General features: G+C 71.9%; 13 protein-coding genes. 7 read left to right on the top strand and 6 right to left on the bottom strand.

Going from position 1 to position 14,441, the window contains the following annotated elements:
• Positions 1 to 15: 15 nt before the first annotated feature.
• Positions 16 to 945, top strand: a complete 930-nt coding sequence (locus ACTMSW_RS27715; RefSeq protein ID WP_441183652.1) for an NAD(+)/NADH kinase — start codon at positions 16 to 18, stop codon at positions 943 to 945.
• A gap of 267 nt (positions 946 to 1,212) precedes the next feature.
• Here ACTMSW_RS27715 and pgm read toward each other — a convergent pair whose 3' ends face one another.
• Both pgm and glgC read right to left on the bottom strand, forming a co-directional pair.
• The gene (gene pgm, locus ACTMSW_RS27710; RefSeq protein WP_441183651.1) at positions 1,213 to 2,859 is read right to left on the bottom strand and encodes a phosphoglucomutase (alpha-D-glucose-1,6-bisphosphate-dependent); all 1,647 of its coding nucleotides are present in this window, start codon (positions 2,857 to 2,859) and stop codon (positions 1,213 to 1,215) included.
• Positions 2,856 to 4,088: a glucose-1-phosphate adenylyltransferase gene (gene glgC, locus ACTMSW_RS27705; RefSeq protein ID WP_441183650.1), complete on the bottom strand. Its 1,233-nt coding sequence runs from the start codon at positions 4,086 to 4,088 to the stop codon at positions 2,856 to 2,858. The genes pgm and glgC overlap by 4 nt, the downstream gene beginning before the upstream one ends.
• Positions 4,089 to 4,183: 95 nt before the next feature.
• Between glgC and glgA the strand changes: the two genes are divergently transcribed.
• Positions 4,184 to 5,392, top strand: coding sequence for a glycogen synthase (glgA, locus tag ACTMSW_RS27700; RefSeq protein WP_441183649.1), 1,209 nt, complete (start codon positions 4,184 to 4,186; stop codon positions 5,390 to 5,392).
• A 70-nt stretch (positions 5,393 to 5,462) separates the two neighbouring features.
• Here glgA and ACTMSW_RS27695 read toward each other — a convergent pair whose 3' ends face one another.
• Together ACTMSW_RS27695 and ACTMSW_RS27690 are read right to left on the bottom strand one after the other, a co-directional pair.
• The gene (locus ACTMSW_RS27695; protein WP_441183648.1) at positions 5,463 to 6,122 is read right to left on the bottom strand and encodes a GNAT family N-acetyltransferase; all 660 of its coding nucleotides are present in this window, start codon (positions 6,120 to 6,122) and stop codon (positions 5,463 to 5,465) included.
• A 110-nt stretch (positions 6,123 to 6,232) separates the two neighbouring features.
• On the bottom strand, positions 6,233 to 6,844 hold the full coding sequence (locus ACTMSW_RS27690; protein ID WP_441183647.1) for a helix-turn-helix domain-containing protein: 612 nt from the start codon (positions 6,842 to 6,844) through the stop codon (positions 6,233 to 6,235).
• 79 nt (positions 6,845 to 6,923) lie between these two features.
• Between ACTMSW_RS27690 and ACTMSW_RS27685 the strand changes: the two genes are divergently transcribed.
• Entirely contained in the window at positions 6,924 to 7,913 is a 990-nt protein-coding gene (locus ACTMSW_RS27685; RefSeq protein WP_441183645.1) for an NAD(P)/FAD-dependent oxidoreductase, read from the top strand.
• 36 nt (positions 7,914 to 7,949) lie between these two features.
• On the top strand, positions 7,950 to 8,204 hold the full coding sequence (locus tag ACTMSW_RS27680) for a hypothetical protein (protein WP_441183644.1): 255 nt from the start codon (positions 7,950 to 7,952) through the stop codon (positions 8,202 to 8,204).
• A gap of 95 nt (positions 8,205 to 8,299) precedes the next feature.
• Here the strand turns inward: ACTMSW_RS27680 and ACTMSW_RS27675 are convergent, their stop codons facing one another.
• Positions 8,300 to 9,469, bottom strand: coding sequence for a helix-turn-helix domain-containing protein (locus tag ACTMSW_RS27675; protein WP_441183643.1), 1,170 nt, complete (start codon positions 9,467 to 9,469; stop codon positions 8,300 to 8,302).
• Between the two features lie 16 nt (positions 9,470 to 9,485).
• The gene (locus tag ACTMSW_RS27670; protein WP_441183642.1) at positions 9,486 to 9,683 is read right to left on the bottom strand and encodes a hypothetical protein; all 198 of its coding nucleotides are present in this window, start codon (positions 9,681 to 9,683) and stop codon (positions 9,486 to 9,488) included.
• 221 nt (positions 9,684 to 9,904) lie between these two features.
• Between ACTMSW_RS27670 and ACTMSW_RS27665 the strand changes: the two genes are divergently transcribed.
• From ACTMSW_RS27665 to glgB, 3 genes are all read left to right on the top strand, one after another.
• Positions 9,905 to 10,117: a winged helix-turn-helix domain-containing protein gene (locus ACTMSW_RS27665; protein ID WP_441183641.1), complete on the top strand. Its 213-nt coding sequence runs from the start codon at positions 9,905 to 9,907 to the stop codon at positions 10,115 to 10,117.
• Positions 10,118 to 10,195: 78 nt separating this feature from the next.
• Entirely contained in the window at positions 10,196 to 12,289 is a 2,094-nt protein-coding gene (locus ACTMSW_RS27660) for a maltotransferase domain-containing protein (RefSeq protein WP_441183640.1), read from the top strand.
• Positions 12,277 to 14,379 carry a 1,4-alpha-glucan branching protein GlgB gene (gene glgB, locus ACTMSW_RS27655; protein ID WP_441183639.1) on the top strand — a complete coding sequence of 701 codons (2,103 nt, stop codon included), beginning with the start codon at positions 12,277 to 12,279 and terminating at the stop codon, positions 14,377 to 14,379. The genes ACTMSW_RS27660 and glgB overlap by 13 nt, the downstream gene beginning before the upstream one ends.
• The last annotated feature ends 62 nt before the right edge of the window (positions 14,380 to 14,441 follow it).

The following is a 14,441-nucleotide window of genomic DNA, read 5'->3' as shown; positions in this document are numbered from 1 at the left end:
TGGTGAGCTGGAGACATGGAGCGGATCCGGCTCGGGCTGATGCTGCACCCGACCCGGGACGTCACCGAGGTGGTCGCCATCATCGAGCGCTGGGCGGCGCGCCAGAAGATGAGCCTCGCGGTCCGGATCGAGGACCGGCACCGGGTGCCGGCGAGCGTCGAGCCGCTGCCCGCCGACCAGGTGGCCGACGCCTGCGACGCGCTGATCAGCATCGGCGGCGACGGCACCATGCTCGGCGCGCTGCGCGCGGCCGTCCGGAACCCGAAGCCGGTGCTCGGCGTACACCTGGGTCGGCTGGGTTTCCTGGTGGAGGTCGAGCCGCCGGAGTTACCGGCGGCGTTGGACCGGGTTGCCGCCAAGGACTTCACGGTGGAGCGGCACAGCTGCCTCGTCTGCGAGGTGTGCGACGACGACGTCGTGGCGTTCAACGACCTGGCGCTGGTGCGCCATCCCGGCTCCGGCTTCGTCTCGGCGACGCTCGCCGTCGACGGGCAGCGGTACGGCTACTACCGTTGCGACGCGCTGGTGGTCAGCACGCCCACCGGGTCGACCGCGTACAACTACGCCGCGGGCGGACCGCTGGTCTCCCCCGCCAGTGACGCGGTGGTGGTGACGCCCTCCGCGCCGATGGCCGGCATCTCCCGCGCGGTGGTGCTCTCCGGGGACGAGACCATCCGGCTGGAGCTGACCCCGGGCTCCGCCGCGGTCGCCATCGAGATGGACGGGGTGATTCTCCAGGAGGCCGCCACAGAGGGCGCGGTGCAGGTGGGCTACCGCCGCGACGCCGGCCTGGTGGTCCGCCTCGACCCCCGCCGCTACCAGGAACGCAACCAGCTCAAGCTGAGCCTGATCGACCTGCCGCTGCTGCCGGCGCAACTGCGCGAACTGCTCCCCGATGAGCTCCGCGAGCAACTCGACCGCCGCGAGCTGCCGCCACCGCGCTGAGTCCCGCCGGCCCGGTCAGCTTCCGCCTGGTCGTCCTCGCCGCGACCACGAACTCCTCCGGCGGTCGGCGGTCGGCAGTCGGCGGTCGGACAGGGTGCGCCGCGGCCCTGTCGAGCTGACGTCATGGATGGATCACGCCACCGACCGGCGGCGCCGCCCGACGCCCGGGACGAGGAGGACCTGGCGGCGGTGATGACGTAAATGGCTCAGCTCGACAGTGCCCGACCGCGTTACCTGTGGGTCCGGGCCGGCGCTGGACCCCGACCGTCAGGCCTTGGCGAGCACCTCCGACACCAGGTCCTTCGCCTCGGACTGGATGCGCGTCAGGTGCTCCGGGCCCTGAAACGACTCGGCATAGATCTTGTAGACGTCCTCGGTGCCGGAGGGACGGGCGGCGAACCAACCCGACTCGGTGGTGACCTTGAGGCCGCCGATCGACGCGCCGTTGCCGGGCGCCGTCGTGAGCGTCGCGGTGATCGGCTCACCGGCCAGCTCGGTCGCGGTCACCTGCTCCGGCGAGAGCTTGCCCAGCACGGCCTTCTGCTCCCGGGTGGCCGGGGCGTCGATGCGGGCGTACGACGGCGCGCCGAAGCGCTCGGCCAGCTCGGCCCAGTGCTCGCTCGGGGTCCGGCCGGTGGTGCCGATGATCTCGGCCGCGAGCAGGCAGAGCAGGATCCCGTCCTTGTCGGTGGTCCAGGTGCCGCCGTCGCGGCGCAGGAACGACGCCCCGGCGCTCTCCTCGCCGCCGAAGCCGACCGCCCCGTCGAGGAGGCCGGGCACGAACCACTTGAACCCGACCGGCACCTCCAGGAGCGGCCGGCCCAGGTCGGCGGCGACCCGGTCGATCATGGAGGAGGACACCAGGGTCTTGCCGACCGCGGCAGCCGGGCCCCAGTCGCCGCGGGTGCGGAAGAGGTGGCCGATCGCCACCGCCAGGTAGTGGTTGGGGTTCATCAGGCCCGCGTCGGGGGTGACGATCCCGTGCCGGTCGGCGTCGGCGTCGTTGCCGGTGGAGACCGCGTAGTCGGCGCGGGCGGCGATCAGCGAGGCCATCGCGTTGGGCGAGGAGCAGTCCATCCGGATCTTGCCGTCACCGTCGAGGGTCATGAACCGCCACGTCGGGTCGACCGTCGGGTTGAGCACGGTCAGGTCGAGACGGTGCCGCTCGGCGATCTCGCCCCAGTAGGCCACGCTCGCCCCGCCGAGAGGGTCGGCGCCGATGCGTACGCCGGCGTCGCGGACCGCGTCGAGGTCGAGCACCGCCGGGAGGTCGTCGACGTAGCGGGCGAGGAAGTCGTACGAGCCGGTGGTGTCGGCGGCGCGCGCCCGCGCGTACGGGATGCGCTTCACCTCCTTGAGCCCGGCGGCCAGGATCTCGTTCGCGCGGTCCTGGATCCACCGCGTCACGTCGCTGTCGGCGGGCCCCCCGTGGGTGGGGTTGTACTTGAAGCCGCCGTCGTCCGGCGGGTTGTGCGACGGGGTGATGACGACCCCGTCGGCGAGCCCGCTGGTGCGGCCCCGGTTGTGGGTGAGGATCGCGTGCGACACCGCCGGGGTGGGCGTGTAGCCGTCCCGGCTGTCCAGCAGGACGGTGACCTCGTTCGCGGCGAGCACCTCCAGGGCGTCGACCGTCGCCGGGGCGGACAGGGCGTGGGTGTCGCGGCCGAGGAAGAGCGGGCCGTCCAGGCCCTGCTCCCGGCGGTAGTCGCAGAGCGCCTGGGTGACCGCGAGGATGTGGTCGGAGTTGAAGGCGCGACGCAGGCTCGACCCCCGGTGGCCGGAGGTGCCGAAGGAGACCTGCTGCGCCGGGTCGTCCGGGTCGGGGTGCTCGGCGTAGTAGGCGGTCACCAGCATCGGCACGTCGACCAGGTCGGACGGCTGGGCGGGCTGGCCCGCGCGGGGGTGACTGCTCACGGTTCCACCTTCTGACCCTTGCCGATGACCACGATGCCGTTGTCCGAGACGGTGTAGCGCTGGCGGTCCTTCTCCAGGTCCACACCGATCTCGGCGCCCTCGGGCACGATCACGTTCTTGTCCAGGATGGCCCGCCGGACCACGGCGTGCCGGCCGATGTCCACGCCCTCCATCAACACCGCGCCGTCGACGTGCGCCCAGGAGTGGACCTTGACCTTCGGCGACACCACCGAGTTCTCCACCAGCGAGCCGGAGACCACCGCGCCGGGCGAGATCATCGAGCCGACCGCCCGGCCGACCCGCTCGCCCCACTGGTGCACGAACTTCGCCGGCGGGTACGGCGGCTGGTCGGTGTAGATCGGCCACTCGAAGTTGTAGAGGTTGAACACCGGGTGCACGTTGATCAGGTCCATGTGGGCGTCGTAGAACGAGTCGAGCGTCCCCACGTCCCGCCAGTAGCCGCGGTCGCGGTCGGTGCTGCCCGGCACCTCGTTGTCGCGGAAGTCGTAGACGTTGGCCTCGCCCCGCTCGACCATCATCGGGATGATGCTGCCGCCCATGTCGTGCTTGCTGGTCTTGTCCTCGGCGTCCCGCTCCACCGCCTCGCACAGCGCCCGGGTGGTGAACACGTAGTTGCCCATCGAGGCGTAGATCTCGTCGGGCGCGTCGGGCAGGCCGACCGCGTCGGTGGGCTTCTCCCGGAAGGCCCGGATCCGCCTGCCATCCTCACCGACCTCGATCACACCGAACTGGTCCGCCATGGACAGCGGCTGCCGGATCCCGGCCACGGTCACCGACGCGCCGGAGGCGATGTGGTCCTCCACCATCTGCCGGGGGTCCATCCGGTAGATGTGGTCGGCGCCGAAGACGATCACGTAGTCGGGCTGCTCGTCGTTGATCAGGTTGAAGCTCTGGTAGATCGCGTCGGCCGAGCCGGCGAACCACCACGGGCCGCGGCGCTGCTGCGCCGGAACGGGGGTGACGTAGTTGCCCAACAGCGTCGACATCCGCCAGGTCTTGGTGATGTGCCGGTCGAGCGAGTGGGACTTGTACTGGGTCAGCACGACGATCTTGAGATAGCCGGCGTTCGCCAGGTTGGACAGGACGAAGTCGACCATGCGGTACATCCCGCCGAACGGGACGGCCGGCTTGGCCCGGTCCGCGGTGAGCGGCATGAGGCGCTTGCCCTCCCCGCCAGCCAGGACGATCGCGAGCACCTTGGCAGCCATGTCCCGACGCTATCCATCCGACCGCGACTTCACCACTCGTACGGGCACAGTTCTGCGTCGCGTGCGGGGCGGTTTTCTGCACTAGGGTGCCGGGCATGACCGATCTTCCACGGCTGCGCGTCGACCTGCTCACCCGGGAGTACCCGCCGGAGGTCTACGGCGGGGCCGGGGTGCACGTCGAGTACCTCGCCCGCGAGCTGCGCCGGCTCGCGGACGTACGCGTGCACTGCTTCGGCGCGCCGCGCTCCGAGCCGGGCGTGACCGCGTACGCCGAACCGGCCGGCCTGGGCGGCGCGAACGCCGCGCTGCGGACGATGGGCGTGGACCTGGAGATGGCCGCGGGGTGTGCCGGCACGGACGTGGTGCACAGCCACACCTGGTACGCGAACCTGGCCGGGCACACCGCGAAGCTGCTGCACGGGGTGCCGCACGTGGTGACCGCGCACAGCCTGGAGCCGCTGCGGCCGTGGAAGGCCGAGCAGCTCGGCGGCGGCTACGCGCTCTCCTCGTGGTGCGAGCGCACGGCGGTGGAGGCCGCCGACGCGGTGATCGCGGTCAGCGAGGGCATGCGGCGCGACGTGCTGACCGCCTACCCGGCGGTCGACCCGGACCGGGTCCGGGTGGTCTACAACGGCATCGACACCGCCCAGTACGCCCCGGACCACGGCACCGACGTGGTGGACCGGCTCGGCATCGACCCGACCCGCCCGAGCGTGGTGTACGTGGGCAGGATCACCCGGCAGAAGGGCCTGCCCTACCTGCTGCGCGCCGCGCGGGAGCTGCCCGCCGACACGCAGGTGGTGCTGCTCGCCGGCGCCCCCGACACCCCGGAGATCGCCGCCGAGGTGGAGGAGCTGGTCGCGGAGCTGCGGGCGGGGCGTTCCGGGGTCGTCTGGGTGGCCGAGATGCTGCCCAAGCACGAGGTGATCCAGGTGCTCACCCACGCCACGGTCTTCGTCTGCCCCTCGGTCTACGAACCGATGGGCATCGTCAACCTGGAGGCGATGGCCTGCGAGACGGCGGTGGTGGCCACGGCCACCGGCGGCATCCCGGAGGTGGTCGCCGACGGCGAGACGGGGCTGCTGGTGCCGATCGAGCAGGCCGCCGACGGCTCCGGTCGGCCGCTGGATCCCGGGAAGTTCGTCGCCGACCTGGCCGCCCGGATCAACGAGGTGCTCGCCGACCCGGCGCGGACCACGCAGCTCGGCCTGGCCGGCCGACGGCGCGCGGTGGAGCATTTCTCCTGGGACGCCGTCGCGCAGCGGACGCTGGAGGTGTACCGCTCGGTCGGCGCGGCGGGCTGAGGGCCAGCGGGCCGCCTTGCGCCGCCTGGCGTGGCGCCGGTGGTAGAGCGAAAACGCCGGGCGGGAGCGGCTAGTTCTCGGCGATGTAGGCGCCCGCGATGTCTGAACGCACTGTCCATCCGAGAGTCGTGTACAGGGCGCGTCCCGCGTCGGAGGCGACGAGAATCCCGGTGTGCGCGTCCAACTCGATCGCGCGGGCGGCGAGCAGGGTCATCACGGCGCGGCCCAGTCCGCGCCGACGGTGTGCCGGCTCGGTGACGACCTGGTCCATGATGGCGAACCCGCCGGCACACGCGAGCCGCCCGGCGGCGGCCCGTTTCCCCTGTTCGCCCAGGACCGTCGCGATGGTGACCTCGCCGTCGGCGGTGAGCCTGGCCGTATACGGTGCGGGCGTCTCGGCTCGGGTCACGGCCAGCGTCGTGGTCATCAGGTGCCCGGGGGCGTCCATCGTCCAGGAGGCGGGCAGGGCCGCGCGGAAGCCGGCCGGATCTCCGCTGACCTTGATCCACGTGCCCGGCGTGGTCAACTCCCGGCCGAGCCGGGCCAGAGAGTCGAGGGTGTAGGTGTGCAGCACGTGCCGTACCCGGTGACCGGGGGCACCCACCTCGACCCGGAAGCCACCCACGATCGGGACCGGCGCGGGAGTACCCCGCGAGACTGTCCAGGCCTGACCCCAGGCCATCATGAGATCCGGGACCGAGGCGACCCGGCGGTAGAGATCATCAAGCATGATCGTTATTCTGGTGGCCCTCTGCATCGCGCCCCATAGCCAACGCGCGTCACGTGGCCATCTGGCTCGGTCAAGATACGGATAGTTCCGTCGCAGCCCGATCTGACCGGTCAACCGTGTGCACCGTCAGTAGTCGCCCTGGGCGTGCGGGGCTTGGCACGTACGTGCATGCGTTCGCCTTGGCGGCCGAGGATGCTGAGGATCTCGACGGGTTGTTCCCCGGTGCTGCCGAACCAGTGCGGCACCCGGGTGTCGAACTCGGCCGCCTCGCCGGCACGGAGCACGAAGTCGTGCTCGGCCAGGACGAGGCGGAGCCGCCCGGAGAGCACGTAGAGCCATTCGTAGCCCTCGTGGACGCGTAGGTCCGGCTCGGTCTGGTCCACGGGGATGATCACCTTCCAGGCCTGCAGGGAACCGGCCTGCCGGGTCAACGGCAGCACGGTGCGGCCGTTCGCCCGGCGGGGGACGAGACGTACCCGCGGGTCGCCGACCTCAGGTGCGCCGACGAGTTCGTCCAGCGGCACCTGGTGGGCCTGGGCGATCGGTAGCAGGAGTTCCAGGCTGGGCCGGCGTTGGCCCCCCTCCAGTCGGGACAGGGTGCTCTTGGAGATGCCGGTGGCCTCGGCCAGCGCGGTCAGGGTGACGCCGCGCTGGGTGCGCAGGCGTTTGAGGCGGGGGCCGATCTCGGCCAGGGCGGCGGCGATCGCGGGCGGGTGATCCATGGGCTCAGTCCACCCCACTCTTCCCGGAATCAGCAACAATAGTTGCCGCTTCCGGACGGCTCGGAGCAGCCTGGGCGCCATGAACGAGCACGCATTGAAAAAGTACGACGTCGTGGTGGTGGGCGGCGGCCCCGCCGGATTGAACGCCGCCCTGGTGCTGGCCCGAGCCCGGCGCCGGGTCGCGGTCGTGGACGCCTGCCGGCCACGCAACGCCCCCGCCACCCACCTGCACGGATTTCTGTCCCGCGACGGCATGCCGCCGCACGATCTGCTCACCGCCGGGCGGGCTGAGGTGGCCGGGTACGGCGGTGACTTGATCGACGACACCGTGGTTGGCATCGAACCCGGCTTCCGGGTCCACCTGGCCACCGCAGGAGCGCTGAGCGCCCGACGCGTCCTCGTGGCCACCGGCCTGCGCGACGACCTGCCCGCGATCCCGGGCCTCGCCGAGCGGTGGGGCCGGGACGTGCTGCACTGCCCGTACTGCCACGGCTACGAGGTCCGTGATCGGCCGCTCGGCGTGCTGGGCGGCACGGCGGACGCGGTGCAGCACGCGCTGCTGGTGCGGCAGTGGTCACCCGACGTCGCCTTCTTCGCGCACACCCACGACCTCACCCCGCATGAACGGGAGCGGCTGACTGCCCGCGATATCCGCATCGTCGACGGCACGGTGGCGCGGCTCGTGATCGACCGTGACCGGCTCGCCGGCGTCGAACTGGACCGCGGCAGCGTCGTCGCCCCCGCGGCGATCTTCGTCCGGCCCCGGTTCGTGCCGGCCAACGGCCTGCTCACCGGCCTGGGCTGTCAGGTGGACGGCAACGGCTGGGCGGTCGTCGACCAGACGGGCCGGACCAGCGTGCCCGGCGTGTGGGCCGCGGGCAACGCCGTCGACCCGCGCGCCCAGGTCATCACCGCCGCCGGCGCCGGATCGGCCGCCGCCATCGGCCTGCACGCCGACCTGGTCGAGCAGGACGTCCAGCGCGCCGTCGCGGACGCCCGCCCGTTCTCGGCCGCACAGGAACGGCACGTCACCGAGGCCGTCCTCGCCGACCGCCGCCACGGCTACTGAACCCACAACCCCATCATCGTCGAAGGAGAATTCACCATGTCCGAGGACTCGATCACCCGTCCGCCGATGCGCCTCGGGCCGCCGCCCCGGCATCACCTGGCCCTCATGATCTGGCTGGCAGTCTTCCCCACCCTCACCGTCCTGCAACTGCTCCTCGACGACCTGCTCCGGGACACGCCGACGGTGCTGCGCACCCTGACACTGGCCACCATCGCAGTCCCGATCGTCATCTACGGCCTCTTGCCGCCGCTACAACGCCTGCGCATGTACGTGATCAGCCGTCGAGACTGATCGAGTGGCTTTCGGCGGTGGAGAAGATCCTGCGTCGGCAGGCGGCGGTGGTGGTGGTGGTGGCGACCGTGCCGAACTCAGTCAGGTCGGATCCGTCAGATGACGTGGAGGGTGGCGGCGAGCTGGGCCAGACCGGCCGGAGCATCGGCCGACCGCGCCACGACGGCGACCAGCTCCCGCGCCGCCGGCCGGTCATGCACCTCGTTGCGGGCGGTGCGCTCCGCCTCCAGCACCACCCGACCGGCCCGGAACATCTCGCCGGCCAGGGTGTAGGCGCGGGCCACATCGAGGAGGTACGCGCCCCGGTGCTCGGGCGGCAGCCACCGCCACTCGTCGCCGGCCACCAGCCGCTCGTGCCGTACCGTCGCCGCCGCAACCTGGCCGAGGGCCGCCTCGGCCACCACCCGGGCCGCCTCGACCGCCGCACGGCCGAACTCCGCGTCACCGGCCCCGACGTGACGGGTGATTTCCGCAGCCTGGTCGAGCAACTGGTGGGCACCGCGCTCGTCTCCCCGGCCCGCGGCGGCGAGGGCGGCCTGGAGGAGCAGCGTCCCGCGCAGCGACGAGCCGGCCGGGGAACCACCATCGGACCGGGACACCCTGATCCGCTGCGCGGCGACGAGCGCGACCTCCATGGCGGATCGAGGCCGACCCCGGGAGCGCAGCGCCTGACTCAGTGCCACGGCGGCGACGGCGGCCACCTGCGGGTCGTTCGTGGCGAGGGCGACGGCCGTGCCACGGTCGGCGGCCAGCCAGGCCAACTCCCCATGGTCGACCTTCACCAGCACCAGGGCGATGAGCCCGTACACCGACACCAGCAGCGCGTCGCTCTCCCCGCCGGGGCCGGCGGCCTGCGCCTCGCGGGCGTCGTCGAGCAGGCCGGGCAGCAGGGCGAGAAGCACCGGGTACCGCGCGTGCCGGTAGCTCTGGTCGGCGTGGGCCAGCCGGGCGCGCAGCTCCTCGACCGCCGGCGTCGGGGTCGAGCCCCGCACGTGGTACCGGGCCAGCGCGGTCCGGATCCCCTCGACGCCACCGGCGACGGGGTCCGGCCGCCCGGGTCCCTCCGCCAGCAGCATGTGCAGGTCGATCCGGAGCGCCTCGGCGATGTCCCGGAGGTTGGACACGTGCTCCAGCCGGCGTACTCCGCGCTCGACCTTGTCCACCCAGCTCTTGGACTTGCCGAGGCGGTCGGCGAACTGCTGCTGGGTCATGTTCCGCCGCGCCCGCCACTGGGCGACCCGGCGGCCCACCGGCAGCTCGTTCACCGTCGGCCCGTCCCGCTCACCGCACGATCCCCACCACGAACAGCACGAGTACGCACAGCGCGATGGTGAGGCCGTAGGCGTACTGCCGCCGGGTGAGCGGCGCGTGCTCGCGGCGGGGCGGACAGGGCACCCGATCCCCGTCGGGGTGCGGAGGCCGGGCGCCCGGCACCGGGTACGCGGGCGGCAGCGGCCCATCCGGCGGACGCTCGTGCACTGTGCCTCCTCGTAGGTCACGGGAGTTGCAGGTCAGGACAGGTGGCACGGGGGAACCACCCCGCCCCGAACGGAGGTACTCCGCTGCTGACAAGAGAACCCCTACACGAAGCAACTTAGGACCCTAAGTAGCCAGAGTCAACACAGCATCCTCACCGTGTCGAGCCTGGTGCGATTCTGGACAGGCTGACGAGAGGTGGTTCCACCATGCCCCGCAAGCCTGTGTACGAGCAGGTCGTCAACGACGTCGTTGCGTCGATCCGAAGCGGCACCCTCAAGCCCGGCGACAAGTTGCCGACGATCGCCGAACTTGCACGGCAGTACAACTCTTCCGACAACCCGATCAAACGTGCCCTCTGGATGCTCGACGAACGGGGCTGGATCGAGGTGCACCAGGGCAAGGGGTCGTTCGTGGCGGCGGAGCCGCCGGCCTGAGCTGCCGCCTTCCACCCGGAGAACGGAAGCGGAGGCGCTGGCCGCGCGTGAGACGATCTCGCGCAGTAGGTTGAAGCGGTGACTGGACGGTTCCCGATCGAAGACGTCTCCCCCGTCGTCTCCTGCGGTCGCTACCCCGCCAAGGCGGTGGTCGACGAGCCGGTACCGGTGTCGGCGCGCGCCTACCGGGAGGGGCACGACGCCCTCGGCTGCAACGTGGTCTGGCTCGGCCCCGACGGGCGGGCCCGGCCGTTCACCCGGATGCGGCCGGGCGAGCCGGGGCAGGACCGCTGGCACGCCACGATCCGGCCGGATGCGGTCGGCGCGTGGTCGTTCACCGTCGAGGCGTTCTCCGACCCGTACCTGACCTGGCAGAACGCGGTGACCAAGAAGATCGCCGCCGGCCAGGGCCCGGAGGACCTTGCCAACGACCTGGCCGAGGGCGTGCGGGTGCTGAAGGCCGCCCGCAAGCGGGTGCCGGCGGCCGAGGTCGCGCGGGTGCGCGCGGCGGTGGCCGCGTTGCGGGACGGCACGCTGGCGCTGCCCCGGCGGGTCTCCCCCGCGCTGGACCTTGCCGACCTGCTCTGGGAGCACCCGGTGCGCGAGCTGGTCACCACCGGCGAGACGTACTCGATCTGGGTGGACCGCCAGCGGGCCCTCTACTCCGCCTGGTACGAGTTCTTCCCCCGCTCCGAGGGCGCGATACCCGCGACGGTGGACGCCCCGGCCCGCTCCGGCACCTTCGTCACCGCCATGGACCGCCTGCCCGGCGTCGCGGCGATGGGGTTCGACGTGCTCTACCTGCCGCCGATCCACCCGATCGGCCGGGTCAACCGCAAGGGTCCCAACAACTCGCTCACCGCCGGGCCCGACGACGTCGGCTCGCCGTGGGCGATCGGCGCCGCCGAGGGCGGCCACGACGCCATCCACCCCGACCTGGGTGAGCCGGAGGACTTCCGCGACTTCATCGCCGCCGCCGCCGAGCAGGGCCTGGAGGTGGCGATGGACCTGGCGTTGCAGTGCGCGCCGGACCACCCCTGGGTGAGGCAGCACCCGGAGTGGTTCACCACCCGGGCCGACGGCAGCATCGCCTACGCGGAGAACCCGCCGAAGAAGTACCAGGACATCTACCCGCTGAACTTCGACAACGACCCCGAGGGCATCCGGGCCGAGATGCTGCGGGTGGTGCTGCACTGGGTCGGCGAGGGTGTCCGGATCTTCCGCGTGGACAACCCACACACCAAGCCGGTCGACTTCTGGCACTGGCTGATCGCCGAGGTCAAGAAGGTCGACCCGGACGTGCTGTTCCTCGCCGAGGCGTTCACCCGGCCAGCGATGATGCACGGGCTCGGCAAGGTCGGCTTCACGCAGTCGTACACGTACTTCACCTGGCGGACCACGCCGGCGGAGATGCGCGCGTACTGCGAGGAGCTGGTGGCGGCGGCCGACTACATGCGGCCGAACTTCTGGCCGAACACGCCGGACATCCTGCACGAGTCCCTGCAGCACGGTGGCCCGCCGATGTTCAAGATCCGGGCGGTGCTGGCCGCGCTGCTCTCCCCCTCGTGGGGCATGTACGCGGGCTTCGAGCTGTTCGAACACGTGGCCCGCCCCGGCGCCGAGGAGTACCTGGACAACGAGAAGTTCCAGCTGCGTCCCCGGGACTGGGCCGGCGCGCAGGCGCAGGGCCGGTCCCTGGCGCCGTTCATCGCCACCCTCAACCGGGTCCGCCGGGACAACCCCGCCCTGCACCAGCTGCGCAACCTGGTCTTCCACGACATCGACAACCCGGCGCTGCTCTGCTGGTCCAAGCACGACCCGGTCACCGGCAACACGGTCATCGTGATCTGCTCGTTCGACTCGCGGACCGTCCAGTGGGGCAACACCACGCTGGACATGCCGGCGCTGGGCTTCGACTGGCACGAACGGTTCACCGTGCACGACGAGCTGACTGGCACCTCCTACGACTGGGGGCAGCGCAACGCGGTCCGGCTCGACCCGTATCTTCAACCGGCGCACGTGCTGACCGTGCGCCGACCGGTCCACCACGCGCCCGACGTGCCCGCCGCCGTCCAACCGGCCGAGCTGACCGTCGAGGACATTCCCGACGACCTGTCCGGCGGCACCGCCCCGACCGCTGCAACGAAGGACGACCCACGATGGACCAGCTGATCGCCGGCCGTACCCACGATCCGCACGCGGTGCTCGGGGCCCACCCGGCCGACGGGCGCACCACCATCCGGACGCTGCGGCGCGGAGCGCAGGACGTGGCCGTCCTGGTCGGCGGGGAGCGCCACCCGATGAAGCGGGTGCACGACGTGGGCGTGTTCGAGGCGACGGTCCCCGGCGAGGCGCTCGACTACCGGGTCGAGGTCGACGGGCAGACGCACGACGACCCGTACCGCTACCCGCCCACCCTGGGCGAGCTGGACCTGCACCTGATCGGCGAGGGCCGGCACGAACGGCTGTGGGACGCCCTCGGCGCCCGCGTCTTCGACGAGGGCGTCGCCTTCACCGTGTGGGCGCCGAACGCCCGGGGCGTCCGGGTGGTCGGCGACTTCACCGGCTGGTCGCCGGACGACGGCTGGCCGATGCGCTCGCTGGGCTCCAGCGGCGTCTGGGAGGTCTTCGTGCCGGGCGCGCAGGTCGGCGCCCGCTACAAGTACCGGGTCCTCGGCGCCGACGGACAGTGGCGGGACAAGGCCGACCCCCTGGCGGCGTACGCGGAGGTGCCGCCGGCCACCGCCTCGGTGGTGCACCACTCGACGTACGAGTGGAGCGACGCGGTCTGGCTGGAGCGGCGCGCCCAGCGGCGCGCGCACCAGGAGCCGATGAGCGTGTACGAGGTGCACCTCGGCTCCTGGCGGCCCGGCCTGAACTACCGGGAGCTGGCCGAGCAGCTGACCGCGTACGTGACCGAGCTGGGCTTCACCCACGTGGAGTTCCTGCCGGTGATGGAGCACCCGTTCGGCGGTTCCTGGGGCTACCAGGTCACCGGCTACTACGCGCCGACGTCCCGCTTCGGCGACCCGGACGACTTCCGGTACCTGGTGGACCGGCTGCACGCCGCCGGGATCGGGGTCATCCTCGACTGGGTGCCGGCGCACTTCCCCAAGGACGAGTGGGCGTTGGCCCGCTTCGACGGCACACCCCTGTACGAGCACCCCGACCCGCGCCGCGGCGAGCACCCGGACTGGGGCACGTACGTCTTCGACTACGGTCGCCGGGAGGTGCGCAACTTCCTCGTCGCCAACGCGCTGTACTGGTGCGAGGAGTTCCACGTCGACGGGCTGCGGGTCGACGCGGTCGCCTCGATGCTCTACCTCGACTACTCCCGCACCGACGGCCAGTGGGCCCCCAACCAGTACGGTGGCCGGGAAAACCTGGAGGCCATCGCGTTCATGCAGGAGACGAACGCGACGGTCTACCGGCGGCACCCCGGCGTGGTGATGATCGCCGAGGAGTCCACCGCCTGGCCGGGCGTCACCCGCTCCACCGACGGCGGCGGCCTGGGCTTCGGGTTCAAGTGGAACATGGGCTGGATGCACGACACCCTGCTCTACACGGCGAAGGACCCGATCTACCGGCAGCACCACCACCATCAGCTCACCTTCTCCCTGGCGTACGCCTGGAGCGAGAACTACGCGCTGCCGATCAGCCACGACGAGGTGGTGCACGGCAAGGGCTCTCTCGCGGGGAAGATGCCCGGTGACACCTGGCAGCGGCTGGCCAACGTGCGGGCGCTGCTCGCGTACATGTGGGCGCACCCGGGCAAGCAACTGCTCTTCATGGGCTGCGAACTGGCCGACGACCGGGAGTGGAGCGAGGAGCGCGGGCTCGACTGGTACCTGCTGCACGACCCGGCGCGGGCCGGCGTGCAGCGCCTCGTCGGCGACCTGAACGCCGTCTACCGGGACACCCCGGCCCTGTGGTCGCAGGACACCGAGCCGGCCGGTTTCCGGTGGATCGCCGGGGACGACGTCGCCAACAACGCCGTCTCCTTCGTCCGGATCGCCCCGGACGGCGCGACGTTGGTGTGCGTGGCGAACTTCTCCGCCCTGCCGCTGGAGGACTACCGGGTCGGCCTGCCGGCCGGGGGCGCGTGGGCGGAGGTGCTGAACACCGACGCGCACCACTACGGCGGCTCCGGCGTCGGCAACATGGGCCGGGTGCACGCCGAGGATGTGCCCTGGCACGGCATGCCCGCCTCGGCAGCGCTACGGGTACCCCCGCTCGGCGTCCTCTGGCTCCGCCCCGCCTGACCCCGGTCGGCGGTCGGCGGTCGGCGGTCGGCGGTCGGCGGTCGGCGGTCGGCAGCTCATGA

Origin of the sequence: Micromonospora sp. BQ11 (genome assembly GCF_052068135.1) — a bacterium.
Taxonomy (GTDB): Bacteria; Actinomycetota; Actinomycetes; order Mycobacteriales; family Micromonosporaceae; genus Micromonospora.
Note: the sequence above shows the minus strand (reverse complement) of the source record. Positions and strands in the feature narration are given on the sequence as shown.

Coding starts and splice junctions, on each gene's coding strand:
- ACTMSW_RS27715 (WP_441183652.1), top strand. CDS start 16: ATGGAGCGGATCCGGCTCGGGCTGATGCTGCACCCGACCCGGGACGTC.
- glgC (WP_441183650.1), bottom strand. CDS start 4,088: ATGGCTGCCAAGGTGCTCGCGATCGTCCTGGCTGGCGGGGAGGGCAAG.
- glgA (WP_441183649.1), top strand. CDS start 4,184: ATGACCGATCTTCCACGGCTGCGCGTCGACCTGCTCACCCGGGAGTAC.
- ACTMSW_RS27695 (WP_441183648.1), bottom strand. CDS start 6,122: ATGCTTGATGATCTCTACCGCCGGGTCGCCTCGGTCCCGGATCTCATG.
- ACTMSW_RS27690 (WP_441183647.1), bottom strand. CDS start 6,844: ATGGATCACCCGCCCGCGATCGCCGCCGCCCTGGCCGAGATCGGCCCC.
- ACTMSW_RS27685 (WP_441183645.1), top strand. CDS start 6,924: ATGAACGAGCACGCATTGAAAAAGTACGACGTCGTGGTGGTGGGCGGC.
- ACTMSW_RS27680 (WP_441183644.1), top strand. CDS start 7,950: ATGTCCGAGGACTCGATCACCCGTCCGCCGATGCGCCTCGGGCCGCCG.
- glgB (WP_441183639.1), top strand. CDS start 12,277: ATGGACCAGCTGATCGCCGGCCGTACCCACGATCCGCACGCGGTGCTC.